The sequence below is a fragment of the Streptomyces sp. NPDC001204 genome, from assembly GCF_053598035.1.
In genome coordinates this window covers 92,285-105,932 of sequence record NZ_JBSFJL010000013.1, presented here as the reverse complement: position 1 = coordinate 105,932, position 13,648 = coordinate 92,285, and the positions used below count along the sequence as shown (strand labels likewise).

Annotated in this window: 13 protein-coding genes and 1 pseudogene; 4 read left to right on the top strand and 10 right to left on the bottom strand. The window is 73.2% G+C overall.

Going from position 1 to position 13,648, the window contains the following annotated elements; genetic code table 11:
- Positions 1-36: 36 nt before the first annotated feature.
- Entirely contained in the window at positions 37-936 is a 900-nt protein-coding gene (gene gnd, locus ACWC91_RS19700; RefSeq protein WP_225077914.1) for a phosphogluconate dehydrogenase (NAD(+)-dependent, decarboxylating), read from the top strand.
- A gap of 598 nt (positions 937-1,534) precedes the next feature.
- On the opposite strand, the gene ACWC91_RS19695 is transcribed toward gnd, so the two are convergent.
- On the bottom strand, positions 1,535-2,125 hold the full coding sequence (locus ACWC91_RS19695; RefSeq protein ID WP_450641505.1) for a TetR/AcrR family transcriptional regulator: 591 nt from the start codon (positions 2,123-2,125) through the stop codon (positions 1,535-1,537).
- Between the two features lie 111 nt (positions 2,126-2,236).
- Between ACWC91_RS19695 and ACWC91_RS19690 the strand changes: the two genes are divergently transcribed.
- The gene (locus ACWC91_RS19690) at positions 2,237-3,166 is read left to right on the top strand and encodes an NAD(P)-dependent oxidoreductase (RefSeq protein WP_450641503.1); all 930 of its coding nucleotides are present in this window, start codon (positions 2,237-2,239) and stop codon (positions 3,164-3,166) included.
- Here the strand turns inward: ACWC91_RS19690 and ACWC91_RS19685 are convergent.
- Together ACWC91_RS19685 and ribA are read right to left on the bottom strand one after the other, a co-directional pair.
- Positions 3,133-3,594 (bottom strand): PPOX class F420-dependent oxidoreductase, encoded by a 462-nt coding sequence (locus ACWC91_RS19685; protein WP_281156976.1) that lies wholly within the window; start codon positions 3,592-3,594, stop codon positions 3,133-3,135. The two genes, ACWC91_RS19690 and ACWC91_RS19685, sit on opposite strands and share 34 nt — an antisense overlap.
- Positions 3,595-3,787: 193 nt before the next feature.
- The gene (gene ribA / locus ACWC91_RS19680; protein WP_225077815.1) at positions 3,788-4,447 is read right to left on the bottom strand and encodes a GTP cyclohydrolase II; all 660 of its coding nucleotides are present in this window, start codon (positions 4,445-4,447) and stop codon (positions 3,788-3,790) included.
- A 38-nt stretch (positions 4,448-4,485) separates the two neighbouring features.
- On the opposite strand from ribA, the gene ACWC91_RS19675 reads away from it, so the two are divergent.
- A complete protein-coding gene (locus tag ACWC91_RS19675; RefSeq protein WP_308043122.1) occupies positions 4,486-5,268 on the top strand; it encodes a creatininase family protein in 783 nt (260 codons plus the stop codon).
- Between the two features lie 161 nt (positions 5,269-5,429).
- On the opposite strand, the pseudogene ACWC91_RS19670 reads toward ACWC91_RS19675, so the two are convergent.
- From ACWC91_RS19670 to ACWC91_RS19650, 5 genes and pseudogenes are all read right to left on the bottom strand, one after another.
- A pseudogene (locus tag ACWC91_RS19670) lies at positions 5,430-6,497 on the bottom strand (lysylphosphatidylglycerol synthase transmembrane domain-containing protein); the annotation flags it as partial.
- The gene (locus tag ACWC91_RS19665; protein WP_450641518.1) at positions 6,494-7,462 is read right to left on the bottom strand and encodes a methyltransferase domain-containing protein; all 969 of its coding nucleotides are present in this window, start codon (positions 7,460-7,462) and stop codon (positions 6,494-6,496) included. The pseudogene ACWC91_RS19670 and the gene ACWC91_RS19665, both read right to left, overlap by 4 nt.
- Before the next feature lie 149 nt (positions 7,463-7,611).
- Positions 7,612-8,796 (bottom strand): glycosyltransferase family 4 protein, encoded by a 1,185-nt coding sequence (locus ACWC91_RS19660; protein ID WP_450641502.1) that lies wholly within the window; start codon positions 8,794-8,796, stop codon positions 7,612-7,614.
- The gene (locus tag ACWC91_RS19655) at positions 8,793-9,191 is read right to left on the bottom strand and encodes a 6-pyruvoyl trahydropterin synthase family protein (protein WP_225077818.1); all 399 of its coding nucleotides are present in this window, start codon (positions 9,189-9,191) and stop codon (positions 8,793-8,795) included. The genes ACWC91_RS19660 and ACWC91_RS19655 overlap by 4 nt, the downstream gene beginning before the upstream one ends.
- A gap of 152 nt (positions 9,192-9,343) precedes the next feature.
- Positions 9,344-10,327, bottom strand: a complete 984-nt coding sequence (locus ACWC91_RS19650) for a zinc-dependent alcohol dehydrogenase (protein ID WP_225077819.1) — start codon at positions 10,325-10,327, stop codon at positions 9,344-9,346.
- 110 nt (positions 10,328-10,437) lie between these two features.
- On the opposite strand from ACWC91_RS19650, the gene ACWC91_RS19645 reads away from it, so the two are divergent.
- Positions 10,438-11,232, top strand: a complete 795-nt coding sequence (locus ACWC91_RS19645) for a CDP-alcohol phosphatidyltransferase family protein (protein ID WP_225077820.1) — start codon at positions 10,438-10,440, stop codon at positions 11,230-11,232.
- Positions 11,233-11,380: 148 nt separating this feature from the next.
- Here the strand turns inward: ACWC91_RS19645 and ACWC91_RS19640 are convergent, their stop codons facing one another.
- Together ACWC91_RS19640 and ACWC91_RS19635 are read right to left on the bottom strand one after the other, a co-directional pair.
- Complete coding sequence (locus ACWC91_RS19640) at positions 11,381-12,745, bottom strand: GH1 family beta-glucosidase (RefSeq protein WP_450641499.1); 1,365 nt, start codon at positions 12,743-12,745, stop codon at positions 11,381-11,383.
- A gap of 32 nt (positions 12,746-12,777) precedes the next feature.
- Complete coding sequence (locus ACWC91_RS19635) at positions 12,778-13,617, bottom strand: carbohydrate ABC transporter permease (RefSeq protein ID WP_308043124.1); 840 nt, start codon at positions 13,615-13,617, stop codon at positions 12,778-12,780.
- Positions 13,618-13,648: the final 31 nt, after the last annotated feature.

The following is a 13,648-nucleotide window of genomic DNA, read 5'->3' as shown; positions in this document are numbered from 1 at the left end:
TGTCCGACATCCAGGAAGTGAGCTGACATGGCATCGATGCAGTTGGGTCTCGTCGGCCTCGGCAAGATGGGCGGCAACATGCGGGAACGCCTCCGCAACGCCGGCCTCACCGTGGTGGGCTACGACCGCGATCCGGACCTCTCCGACGTGGACAACCTGGTCGATCTCGTGGACCGGCTCGAGGCACCGCGCACGGTCTGGGTGATGGTGCCCGCCGGTGCCGCCACCCAGGGGGTCATCGACCAGCTGGCGACCCTGCTCAAACCCGGCGACATCGTCGTCGACGGCGGCAACTCCCGGTGGACGGACGACGAGAAGCACGCCAAGCAGTTGCGGGCGCGGGACATCGGCTTCGTCGACGCGGGCGTCTCCGGGGGCGTGTGGGGCCTGAAGAACGGCTACGCGCTGATGGTCGGCGGCGACGAGGAGCACGTCCGGTGGCTGGAGCCGATCTTCGACGCGCTCAAGCCCCAGGGCCCGTACGGCTTCGTCCATGCGGGCAAGGTGGGCGCGGGCCACTTCGCGAAGATGGTCCACAACGGCATCGAGTACGCGATGATGCAGGCCTACGCCGAGGGCTGGGAGCTGCTGGAGAAGGTCGACTCGGTCACCGACGTGCGCGAGGTGTTCCGCTCCTGGACACAGGGCACCGTCATCCGCTCCTGGCTGCTGGACCTCGCCGTCGACGCCCTGGACGACGACGAGCACCTGGAGAAGCTGCGCGGCTACGCGGAGGACTCCGGCGAGGGCCGCTGGACGGTGGAGGCCGCCATCGACAACGCCGTGCCGATGCCGGCCATCACCTCCGCCCTGTTCGCGCGGTTCGCCTCCCGGCAGGAGGACTCCCCCCAGATGAAGATGGTCGCGGCGCTGCGCAACCAGTTCGGTGGCCACGCGGTGGAAGCGGCGACCGAGGAACAGACGAAGAAGGACTGACACTCCCCGGACCGCCGCCGGGCGCTCTGCGCCCCGCACGAGTCGGCACACGGAGCACCGCGCGCCCTGCGCCGCGCAACGCGGACCCCGCTCGGGCCCTGCACCGCCAGACACACGGGCGCATTCGGCGCACCACGCCGCCGGGCGCACGGGCGCATTCGGAGCACTGCGTCGCCAGGCGCACGAGCACGCCCGGGGCGCCCGCCCGACACCGGCGCGCTCGGGGCGCCGCGCCTCCAGGCGCACGAGCACGCTCGGCACACCCCGCCGACAACCTCACCGGCAGGCTCGGGGCGCCCCGTGCCGACAGGCTCACGGGCGTGCGCGGGGCGCCATGCCGCCAGGCGCAGAAGTACGTCCGAGGCGCCCGCCCAACGGGCCCGCGCGCACGCCCGAGGTGCCCGCGCAACACCAGCGCGCTCGGGGCGCCATGCCGCTGGGCGCACGAGCGCGTCCAAGGCCCGCCCAACGGGCGAGCGGGCACGCTCGGAGGACGTGCCGACAGTGGGACGGGCAAGCGCGGGGTGCCGCGTCGCCCGGTCGCACGGGTGGGATCGGGGGTGCCGTGTCCGCGTGTGTCCGGGTCGGCGGGAGGTGGTCAGTGGGGCGCGGCCGCGTCCAGGAGGGGGCCCAGTTCACGGGCCACGGTTTCCAGGGGCCGTACGCCTCCTTCGGCGCGGGCCATGATGATCGCCCCTTCGAGGGAGCTGATCATCAGCGTGGCCAGCGGTTCGGCTCGCTCGGCCGGTACGCCCATGCCCGTGAGGGCCTCCGCGACCGGCGCCCGCCAGGCCGTGAACGCGGCGGCGGCCGCCTCCCGGGTGGACGCGTGGGCCGAGGCGCAGTCCACCGTCGCCGCGACGACCGGGCAGCCCGAGAGGGATCCCGCCGTCTCGTACTCGTCGGTCCACTGCCGGACCATCGCGGCGAACAGCCGGCCCGGCGTCGGCTCGGCCAGGCCCGCCATGAAGCGGGCGACGCGCCGGCCCGCGTACCGGCCGGCCCATGCCACCGCCTCGTTGACCAGCTGTTCCTTGCCGCCCGGGAAGTAGTGCTGGAGGGATCCGCGGGGCGCCTCCGCGTGGGCGGCCACCTCCCGCATCCCGGTCGCGTCCACGCCATCGCGCCGGATGAGCTGGGCCGCGCTGAAGACCATCCGCTCGCGCGGTCCCCGCTCGGTACCCGTCATCGTCGGCCTCCCGGCTCCGTACGCATCTCGCGCCCCACCCTATGACCGCCGTCATGAGCGCGGCTACTATGACCGCTGTCATAGCACGGTCTCGACCTCAGGGCGGTCCTCGTGAACGTCGGCTTCATCGGTCTCGGAGTCATGGGACAGCCCATGGCCCTCCGGCTGGCCCGCTCCGGCACTTCCCTCACCGTGTGGAACCGGACGGCCTCCCGTACGGGCCCCCTGCGCGCGGCCGGCGCCGAGGTGGCGGCGGACCCCGGCGGGGTGTTCGCCCGGTCGGACGTGGTGCTCCTGATGCTGGCGGACGACGCCGCCACCGACGCCGTCCTCGGCCGGGGCGGGCCGGACTTCGCCGCGCGTGTCGCGGGGCGGGTGGTCGTCCACATGGGCACCACCTCGCCCGACTGCTCACGCGCCCTGGAGGCCGACGTACGGGCTGCGGGCGGGAGCTATGTCGAGGCGCCCGTCTCCGGCTCCCGCGTCCCGGCGGAGAACGGCCACCTGGTGGCGATGCTGGCCGGTGAGGAGCAAGCGGTGCGGACCGTACGGCCGCTGCTCGCTCCCCTGTGCCGGGAGACGTTCGTGTGCGGCCCCGTACCGGCCGCGCTGCTGACGAAACTGTCGGTGAACCTCTTCCTGATCACGCTGGTGACCGGGCTCACCGAGGCGTTCCACTTCGCCGAGCGGCAGGGGCTCGACCCTCGGCTGTTCCTCGACGTCCTGGACGCGGGCCCGATGGCCAGCCCGATCTCCCGGATGAAGGCACCCAAGCTGCTGTCCGGGGACTTCGACGTCCAGGCGGCCGTCCTCGACGTGCTGAAGAACAACCGGTTGATCGCCGGGGCGGCACGCGCGTCCGGCACCGCCTCCCCGCTGCTCGACGTGTGCCACGCCCTGTTCGAGGAGACGGTGTCGCTCGGCCACGGCGGACAGGACATGGTGGCGGTCCTGCGGGCGATCGAGAGCCGCACCCGCACGGGCGCCGCCCCCGGACAGGGCGCGTCTCACCCGCCGGCGGCGCCCTTGGGAATGCCGTAGGCCCGTTCCACCCGCAGGCGGAGCACCAGGCGGCGCTCGCGGACCATGGCGGCGCGGTAGTCGTCCCAGTCGGGGTGCTCGCCGAGGACGTCCCGGTAGAGGCGGACCAGTTCCTCGACGGTCTCGTCGTACGGGTCCGCGGCGACCGGTGACAGGTCCGCGGTGCCCTCGGCGACCGTGTAGGCCCACCGGTCCGGGCTGGTGACGTGGTAGGAGGCCCGCGGGTCCCGGCGCAGATTGCGGGTCTTGGCGCGGTCGTCGGTGATCGAGACGCGGACGACCCGCTCGTCCGGGTCGTAGGCGTGGGCGACGTTCGACAGCTGGGGCCGGCCGTCCCGCTTGAGGGTGACCAGCACCCCACCGCGGCCTTCGGAGAGCAGCGCCAGCAGGGCGTCCTGCACGGCGTCGTACGGCGTGTCCTGAGTCATATCCCGGTCAACGAGTGGCGCCGAGCCCCGCATTCCCCAGTGGTGTGGTCACTCTCCCGCGTGAGCCCTGGCGAGGGCGCGGGGCGGGGGATCCCGGCGGTCGCCCGCCGGGTTTCCCGCTTCGTCGCCGACTGCCCGGCCGGGAGCGGCCCGGCCAGGGTCCGGCCGCCCGGGCGGCCCTGGGCCGCCCGGCTCAGGACAGGTGCGCCACCGCGTCCAGGTGGGGCAGGTGGTGGTCGAGCCGCTCCCGCTTGGTGCGCAGGTAGGTGATGTTGCTCTCGCACGGCGGGATCAGCAGCGGTACCTGCTCGGCGACTTGGATGCCGTGCCGCACCAACGCATCCCGCTTGCGCGGGTTGTTGGACATCAGGCGCACCGAGCGCACGCCCAGGTCGCGCAGCATCCCGGCGGCGACGCCGTAGTCGCGGGCGTCGACCGGCAGACCGAGCGCCAGGTTGGCCTCGACCGTGTCCAGGCCCTCCGCCTGAAGGGCCATCGCCCGCAGCTTGGCGAGCAGCCCGATGCCCCGGCCCTCGTGCCCGCGCAAGTAGACGACGATGCCGCTGCCTTCGGCGACGACGGCACGCAGCGCGGCGTCGAGCTGGTCGCCGCACTCGCAGTGCTGGGAGCCGAAGGCGTCCCCGGTCAGGCACTCCGAGTGCAGCCGGACCAGGACCCGGTCGGCGCCGATGTCGCCGTGCACCAGCGCGACTTGTTCGTCACCGCGGTCGTGGTCCAGGTAGCCGACCGCCTGGAATTTCCCGTACACGGTGGGCAGCGGGGCATTCACGACGCGCTCCACGCCCGTGCGCCGGGCCGACTTCTTGCCGAGTACGCCGAGGTCTTCTGTCATGATCTGATTCCTAAGCAGAGACGAAAGGCCGGAAAACAATGAGTGGTTCGGGAACGCGGCCGACGGCACATGGTCTGTTGCCGGCGGACACCACGCAAGACGTACGGACGCGGGGGGCGGACCTCTCACGCCAGGTGGCGGTCCTGCCGGTGGGCAGTTTCGAACAGCACGGCCCTTTCCTCCCGTTGGCGACCGACACGCTGGTCGCCTGTGCCATCGCCCGCCGGATCGCCGACGCGTACCCGGTGCACCTCCTTCCGCCGGTGACGATCTCCTGCTCGCACGAGCACGCCGCCTGGCCGGGAACCGTCAGCATCTCTTCCGTGACCCTTCATGCGGTGGTGCGGGACATCGCGGACTCGCTGCGCCGCTCCGGCGTCGAGGCCCTGGTGGTCGTCAACGGTCATGGCGGCAACTACGTACTGGGCAACGTCGTTCAGGAGGCCTCCGCGCGCGGTGAGCGCCTCGCGCTGTTCCCCGCCGCGGAGGACTGGCAGTCGGCCCTCGACGCGGCCGGGGTGCGCACCTCGCCGCTCACCGACATGCACGCGGGGGAAATCGAGACCTCCATTCTTCTGCACGCTCATCCGGAAATGGTCCGGGCCGGTTACGAGTCCGCCGATTTCGTCGCGGACGACCGGCGGCATCTACTCACCGCCGGAATGTCCGCCTATACCGAATCGGGCGTCATCGGCCGCCCTTCCCTGGGTTCCGCGGAAAAGGGCGAGGAACTGCTGAACAGCCTGGCGGATTCCTTCGGTCCGTATTTCTCGCTGCTCACGTCCGAGGGGTTGGAGTTGCCGGGGATCGGGCGCGGATAGTCCCCGTCAAAGGCGCGGCCGGGTCCCGGGGCCGGTTCGGCGGGGCGGGACCCGGCGCGCATCGCGGTGTACCAGCGGGCGACGAGGACGAGGGCGCCCGGCAGGCCGGCCACGAAGCTCAGCACCCCGTACACCACGGCCACGGCCACTCCGGTGCTCGCGCCGAGTCCGGCGGCGCCGAACGCCCAGGCGGCGACGCCCTCGCGGGGCCCGAACCCGCCCACGTTCAGCGGCAGTCCCATGGCGACCAGCGCGAGGACGGCCAGGGGCAGCAGGACGAGCACCGGGGCGGCGAGGCCGGCGACGTGCGCGGCGACCACGAACATCCCGATGTGTCCGACCAGGACGACGGCCGAGGACAGCGCGACGCCGGGCCCGTTGCGGCGGGACAGCAGTCCCTCGCGGGCCTCGGCGAGGGTGCGGCGCAGGGCTCGCCCCCGGCGCGAGGGCGCTCGGTTCATGCGCACGGCGAGGACGATGGCGAACGCGCCGGCGGCGGCGAAGGCGAGCAGGGCCACGAGGTGCCGCGTCTGGTCGCGCACGGGGGACGGCAGGGTGAGCAGGACCGCCGCGCCGGTGACGGCGAGCGCGATCTGCCCGGCGACCCTTTCGAGGACCACGGCCCGCACGCCGCGTCCCAGATCGCCGGCGCTCTGCCCGTGCCGCACCGCCCGGTGCACATCGCCCAGGACGCCGCCGGGCAGCGCCGCGTTCAGGAACAGCGCACGGTAGTAGTCGGCCACCGCCGGGCCGAGCGGCAGCCGGATGCGCAGGCCACGGGCCACCAACTGCCAGCGCCAAGCGCTGAACACGGTGGTGACCAGCCCGATGCCCAGCGCCACGAGGAGGGTCGGCGTGTCGATCCGCCGCAGCCCGTCCAGGAAGACGCCGGTGCCCAGCCGCCACAACAGCACGGCGAGGATGGCGACTCCGGCGACGGTACCGAAGTGGGTCCGCACGGCACGGGTGTTGAGGCGGGAGAGTGCAGCCGCGAGCGGGGTACGGCCGCGGGGCTCGCCGCCTGATGTGCCGTGGGCACGGGGAGCGCTGGGCGCGTTGGACACGTCCGCACCGTCAGGTGCGTCGGCCCGGCTGGGTACGCCGGCCCCGCCGGCCCTGTCAGGTACGCCGAGCGCGTCGGGGGCGGACGCGTCGGCGGCACCGGGCGCGTCGTACTCCCCCGCCTCCGGGTCGCGTACGAGAGGCGCGTCCACCGCCTGCGCGCTCATGCGGCACGATCCGTCGGCCGGGACAGCGCCAGCAGGTCGTTGTGGTGCACGACGACCCGCAACTCCCCCGCCGCGCAGGCCTCCAGGCGGTCGGCGAGGTAACGGTCCGCGCGCGGCTTCAGCTCGGGACGCTGTTCGACGGCCGCGCCGACCCAGCCGCGCAGCCACTGGGCGGTCAGTTCGCGCTGATCGGGGCCGAGCCGCCAGGGACTCGGGTCCAGTCGTACGGTGGCGCCGTGCGCGGCGAAGGCCTCACAGGCCGCGTCGACCGCGTCGGGACCGAGCAGTCCGGTGCGGCGCTGATGGGCGTTGAAGGCCTCGGTGATCTCGGCGTCCAGCGAATCGGCCGGGGTCAGTTCGACCCGGCCGGCCACCGAGAGGGTCAGCAGCGCCGGGCAGCCCGCCCCGGCGCAGGCCGCGGCGAGGGTGTCGATCTCCTCGCGGGTCAGGACGTCCAGCAGCGCGGAGGCCGTGACCAGGGACGCGCCGGACAGGGCGTCCGGGGTGAGCCGGGCCACGTCGCCGCGCCGCGTCTCCACGGTGACCCGGCTGCCGTCGGCGGCGGCGCGCGGGGAGGCCACGGCCGCGAAGTGCAGCAGGTAGGGGTCGCGGTCGTGCAGGACCCAGTGCTGGGCGCCGTCCAGCCGGGAGGCGAGCCAGCGGCCCATCGAGCCGGTGCCGCATCCCAGGTCGTGCAGCACGAGCCCGCCGTGCCGGCTCGGCAGGTTGGCCAGCCGGATCCGCAGCGGATCGAGCAGTTCCGTCGCCCGCGCGGCGGCGTCCGCCGCCTCCCGGAGCTGCAACCACTCGGGCGCGTACCGGGGCGGCTCCTCCTCGGTCGCGCCCTCCCGAAGCCTTACGGTGGCCCGTTCCCCGGGCCGCTGCGCGGGCCCGGCCCCCGCAATCACCGCCGCGGGCTCGGAGTACTGGGCCGCCTGGGGGGAGAACGCGCCGGTGTCCGTCATGGCCGAGGGGTCCTTTCCTGCGCGCCGCGCCGTCTCGGGAGCCGATCGCCCCGCCGCGCCCGGGGCGGGGCCGGACCGCTCCCACGTGCCGGGCTCGGACGGGATGGCGCCGGTGGGCCGGGCGGCCCCCGTGGACGTATCCGGCGTGGTCATGCCGCCCTCCTGGGTTCCTTCGGCAGCCGGCCGAGCACGCCGGCCAGGCTGCGGGCGGTGTTGGCCCAGCCGTCGAGGGCGGCGCGCCGGCCGCGGGCGGCGGACTTCAGCCGGCGCCGGACGTCGGCCTCGCCGAACCAGCCGCGCAGTTCGGCGGCGAGGGCCGCGGGGTCCTCCGGTGGTACGAGGATGCCGGGCACCCCTCCGTCGGGGGCGCGGCCGACCGCCTCGCCCACCCCGCCGACATCGGTCGCGAGCACCGGGATGCCCCGGGCGAGGGCCTCGGTGACCGCCATGCCGTACGTCTCCGCGTAGGAGGCGAGGACCATCAGGTCGGCGGCGGCGTAGCTGGCGTCGAGCTCGGTACCGGCCCGCGGTCCGACCAGGTGGAAACGGTCCTGCAGGCCGTACTCCGCGATCAGGCCGCGCAACCGGTCGACATAGGCGGGGTCCTGGGTGAGCGCGCCGACGCAGGTGCAGCTCCACGGCAGGTCGGTGGCCGCGGCCAGTGCCTCCACCAGCCGGTGCTGCCCCTTGCGCGGGGTGACCGAGGCGACGCACAGCAGCCGGGAGACCCCGTCGGTGCCGGGGGCGAGGGGCGCGATGTCGGCGCCGGGGGCGGCGGCGTGGACCCGGTCGGGGGCGAGGCCGTGGTGGGAGACGAGGCGGCGCACCGCCCAGTCGCTGGTGGCGACGACGGCGGACACCGCGCGCAGCACCTGGCGTTCCCTGGTGTCCAGTTCCGCGGCCACGGCCGGGTCGAGTCCCGTCTCGTCGCCGAGCGGCAGGTGGACGAGGACGGCCAGGCGCAGCCGCTCGGCCTCGGGCACGATCGTCTCGGGCACCCCGCAGGCGACCAGCCCGTCGAGGAGGACGACCGCGCCGTCGGGCAACTCCCGCAGGATGTGGGCGAGTTCGTCACGGGCCCGGACGTCGGGGCGGGGCCAGGCGCCGTCCACGGGATGCGCCCTGACCTGCCAGCCGAAACCGGGCAGGTCCAGGCTCACCCGGCGGTCGTAGGCGTTGCCGCCGCTCGGGGTGGCCGGGTCGTCGACGCCGCCCGGCAGGACGAAGTGCACGGTGCGCAGGGACATGGGGATGATCCCGACGTTCTCCGAGCCGGCGCGCTGCGCGGGCAGGTAGGCCAGGGGCGAGGGGCGGTGGACGGTCGTGTCGGTCACAGCGCACGCTCGTAACTCGCCCAGGCGACGTGCGACTCGTGGAGTGTGACCGTGAGGCCGGCCAGGCCCTTGGCTCCCTCGCCCAGGGCGCCCTTGTGGATCCGTTCGGCGAGCCGGTCTGCGATGACCTTGGCCAGGAACTCCGTGGAGGTGTTGATGCCGGCGAAGTCGGGCTCGTCGTCGAGGTTGCGGTAGTTCAGCTCGCCCACCACGGCGCCCAGTTCCCGCGTGGCCAGTCCGATGTCGACGACGATGTTGTCGTCGTCCAGCTGCTCGCGCCGGAAGGTGGCGTCCACGAGGAACGTGGCGCCGTGCAGACGCTGCGCGGGCCCGAAGACCTCGCCGTGGAAGCTGTGGGCGATCATGATGTGATCGCGGACGGTGATGCTGAACAACGGACGACCCTCCAGGTGCGGCGCGTCTGGTCCCCCGGCCTGTGCCTGCCGGGGGATGCCGTGTAGTACGGCTCTTCGCTTCCCGTTGTTCAGCGCCCTCTCACTCTTTTCTCAAGGTCAGGCGCTCTTGTCGTCCCGGATCGGACGATCCGTCATGATCGGTCGCCGTACCTGACCCGGTGGCACAGCGCCGGAATCTCCCCGGAGGCGAGCCTCGGCATCACCTCCGGCAGTTCCTCGAACGCGCTCTCCCCGGTGACGAGGGCGTCCAGGGCCGGGTCGGCGAGCAGGTCGAGCGCGAGGGCCAGCCGGTCGGCGTACGTGCGGCTGGAGCGGCGGGCCGGGGAGACGGTGCCGACCTGGCTGCCGCGGATGACCAGCCGGCGGGAGTGGAAGGCCTCGCCGAGCGGGAGGGCGACGCGCCGGTCGCCATACCAGCTCAGTTCGAGGACGGTGCCCTCGGGGGTGAGCAGTTCCAGCGCACGGGCGAGGCCCTGCTCGGTGGCGCTGGCGTGCACGACGAGGTCGCACTCGCCGAGCGCGTCCCCGGGCAGCGCGAAGCCCACGCCGAGCGCCTCGGCGACCTCGGCGCGGGCCGGGTCCGCGTCCACCAGTTGGACGCGCACGCCGGGGAACCGGGCCAGCAGGGCGGCCACCGAGCAGCCGACCATGCCGCCGCCGACGACGGCGATACGGTCACCGACCAGGGGCGCGGCGTCCCACAGCGCGTTCACGGCGGTCTCCACGGTGCCCGCGAGCACCGCCCGCCCGGCCGGCACGTTCTCCGGCACACGGGTCACCGCGCTCGCCGGGACGACGTAGCGGCTCTGGTGCGGATGGAGGCAGAAGACCGTACGCCCGGTCAGCTCCCGCGGGCCCTCCTCCACCACCCCCACACTGAGGTAGCCGTACTTCACCGGACCCGGGAAGTCGCCCTCCTGGAACGGCGCCCGCATGACCTCGTACTGGCTCTCGGGCACCTGGCCGCGGAACACGAGCGTCTCCGTCCCGCGGCTGATCCCGGAGTACAGCGCGCGGACGACCACTTCGCCCGGCCCGGGTTCCGGAAGGTCCGTCCGGCGTATCTCGCCGTGACCCGGCGAGGTCAGCCAGAAGGCGCGGGCGGAGCGGTTCATCAAGAATCCTCCTGAACGATCGGGAAGTTGTTCACGTACCGAGAAGTGCACAGGCCGCGCACAACGTACGCGGCGTTGATCGACTCTGTCACTCGGCCGGAGGATGTTCGGTGGCCCTGAACAACACGTACGACGCACGGCTGGTCCAGCAGGAGACCGCGGTGGGAGCGGGCGCGCAGATCCTGTTGCTCGCCCTGCTCGGCCCGGCGATCGGCATGGGTCCCGCGGGCTGGGTGACCGGTCTGGTCTTCGCGGTCGCCACCTGGGCCGTGCTCTCCCGGGCGCTGCACCGGTCGCGGCTGCGTTCCTTCGGCCCGGCCAACCGGGTGACCCTGGGCCGGGCCGTTCTCGTCGGTGGGGTGACGGCGCTGGTGGCGGACTCCTTCGAGAGCGCGCCGCCGGTGTCTCTGCTGGTCGCGCTGACGACGGTGGCCCTGATCCTGGACGGCGTCGACGGCAAAGTGGCCCGCCGTACGGGCACCTCCACGGCGCTCGGCGCCCGCTTCGACATGGAGGTGGACGCGTTCCTGATCCTGGTGCTCAGCGTGTACGTCTCGACGATGCTCGGCCCGTGGGTGCTGCTGATCGGCGGTATGCGGTACGTCTTCGTCGCCGCCGCCCGCGTGCTGCCCTGGCTGAACGCGCCCCTGCCGCCGAGCACCGCCCGCAAGACGGTCGCCGCGCTCCAGGGCGTCTTCCTGCTGCTCGCCGGCGCGGACCTGCTGCCCCTGCCGGCCACCGCCGGTGTGGTGCTCCTGGCGCTGGGACTGCTGGTGTGGTCGTTCGGGCGGGACGTGCTGTGGCTGTGGCGGACGTCTCGGGTGCCGGGCGCCGCCGCCGGGACCGGCGGGGTGCTGCGGGCCGCCCCGGTCGAGGAGGTGCTGGAGCCGGCGCGGGCCGCGTGACGCCGCACCACGCCGACGGGCCCGGATCACGGGGGATGTGATCCGGGCCCGTACCGCGTGCGAAGAGCGCGGCGCGTGCGGACTGTGGAGCGCGGTGACGGGCCGCCGCGCCCCTCCCGAAGGGCCGCGTCCGCCGGCCCTGCCGGGCTCAGGCGGCCCCGCGCCCCAGCTCCCCGTGCGCGCGCACGATGTCCGCGTACCGGTGGCCGCTGCCCTTGATGGTGCGGGCCTGGGTGGCGTAGTCGACGTGGACGAGGCCGAAGCGCTTGGCGTAGCCGTACGCCCACTCGAAGTTGTCCAGCAGCGACCAGGCGAAGTAGCCGGCCAGCGGGGCGCCCTTGCGGGCGGCGGAGGCGCAGGCGGCCAGGTGTCCCACCAGATAGTCCTGGCGCTCCGGGTCGTCGACCGTGCCGTCGGGGCCCACGGTGTCGGGGAAGGCGGAGCCGTTCTCGGTGACGTAGAGCTTCCGGGCGCCGTACTCGTGGGTGAGGCGCAGCAGCAGCGTCTCGATGCCGGACGCCTCGATCTCCCAGTCCATGCCGGTGCGAGGCACGTCCGGGCGGCGTACGGAGCGGGCGTGGGGCACCGGCCCGTCGGGGTCGTCGGCCACCGTCGCCGGGAAGTAGTAGTTGAGGCCGAGCCAGTCCAGCGGGGCGGCGATGATGTCGAGGTCGCCCGGGCGCTCGGGGAGGTCGACGCCGTAGACCTCGCGCATGTCGGCGGGGAAGCCGCGGCCGTGGACGGGGTCCAGCCACCAGCGGTTGACGTGGCCGTCGTGGCGGCGGGCGGCGGCCTCGTCCTCGGGACTGTCGCTTGCCGGGAAGACGGTGGAGAGGTTGTTGACGATGCCGACCTCGGCGCCGGGCGTCGCGGCGCGGATCGCCTGGGCGGCCAGGCCGTGGCCGAGCAGCAGGTGGTAGGAGGCGCGGACCGCGGCCGTCAGATCGGTCAGGCCCGGGGCCATCTTGCCCTCGAGGTGGCCGATCCAGGCGGAGCACAGGGGTTCGTTGAGGGTGGTCCAGTGGGACACCCGGTCGCCCAGGCGTTCGGCGACGACCGAGGCGTAGGCGGCGAAGTGCTCTGCGGTCTCGCGCTCGGGCCAGCCGCCGCGGTCCTGGAGGGCCTGCGGCAGGTCCCAGTGATAGAGGGTGACCGAGGGGGTGATGCCCGCCTGGAGCAGTCCGTCGATCAACTCGTCGTAGAAGTCGAGGCCCTTGGGGTTCACGAGGCCGTCGCCGTCCGGCATCACGCGCGGCCAGGCGATCGACAACCGGTAGGCGTTCAGGCCCAGTCGGCTCATCAGCGCGACGTCCTCGCGCCAGCGGTGGTAGTGGTCGCAGGCGATGTCGCCGTGGTCGTCGTTGTCGATCTTGCCGGGGGTGTGGGAGAAGGTGTCCCAGATGGACGGCGAGCGGCCGTCCTCGGCGACGGCTCCCTCGATCTGGTACGCCGATGTGGCCGTGCCCCACCGGAAGTCGTGCGGGAGTGCGGCGAGGTCGATGGCGTCGGACACGGAAGTCCTTTCGAGACTTGGGGTGTTGGCGGTCACTTCACCGCTCCCGCGGTGAGCCCCGCGACGAGGTAGCGCTGAAGCAGCAGGAAGCCGGCGACCACGGGCACGCTGACGACGAGCGAGGCGGCCATGATCTGGTTCCAGTAGACGTCGTTGAGCGTGGAGTAGCCCTGGAGCCCCACGGCGAGCGTGCGGGTGGTGTCGTTGGTCATCACGGACGCGAAGAGCACCTCGCCCCAGGCGGTCATGAAGGCGTAGACGGCGACCGCGACGATGCCGGGGATCGCAGCCGGCACGACGACCCGGAACAGCGCGCCGAGCGGCCCGCAGCCGTCCACCAGTGCCGCCTCGTCCAGGTCGCGCGGCACCGAGTCGAAGTACCCGATCAGCATCCAGATCGAGAACGGCAGCGAGAAGGTGAGGTACGTCAGGATGAGGCCCCCGCGCGAGCCGAACAGGGCGATGCCGGTGGCGTTGCCGATGTTGACGTAGAGCAGGAACAGCGGAAGGAGGAAGAGGATGCCCGGGAACATCTGCGTCGACAGGACGGTGACCGTGAAGACGCGCTTGCCGCGGAAGCTGTAGCGGCTGACGGCGTACGCCGAGAACACCGCGATCACCACCGAGCAGACCGTCGCCGCGCCCGCCACGATCAGTGAGTTCACGAAGTACCTGGCGAGCGGGACCGTCGACCAGATGTCGATGTAGGGGCGGAAGGTCAGACCGCTCGGCAGCCAGCGGAACTTGCCCGTGACGTCCGCGAGCGGCTTCAGCGAGCTGGAGACCATCACGTAGACGGGCAGCAGGACGAAGCCGGTCAGCAGGGTGAGGAAGATCCGCCGCGTCCACAGGAAGGAGCGCGGCGGCGCCATCGGAGACCGATGGGTGGCGGCCGTCGCGGCC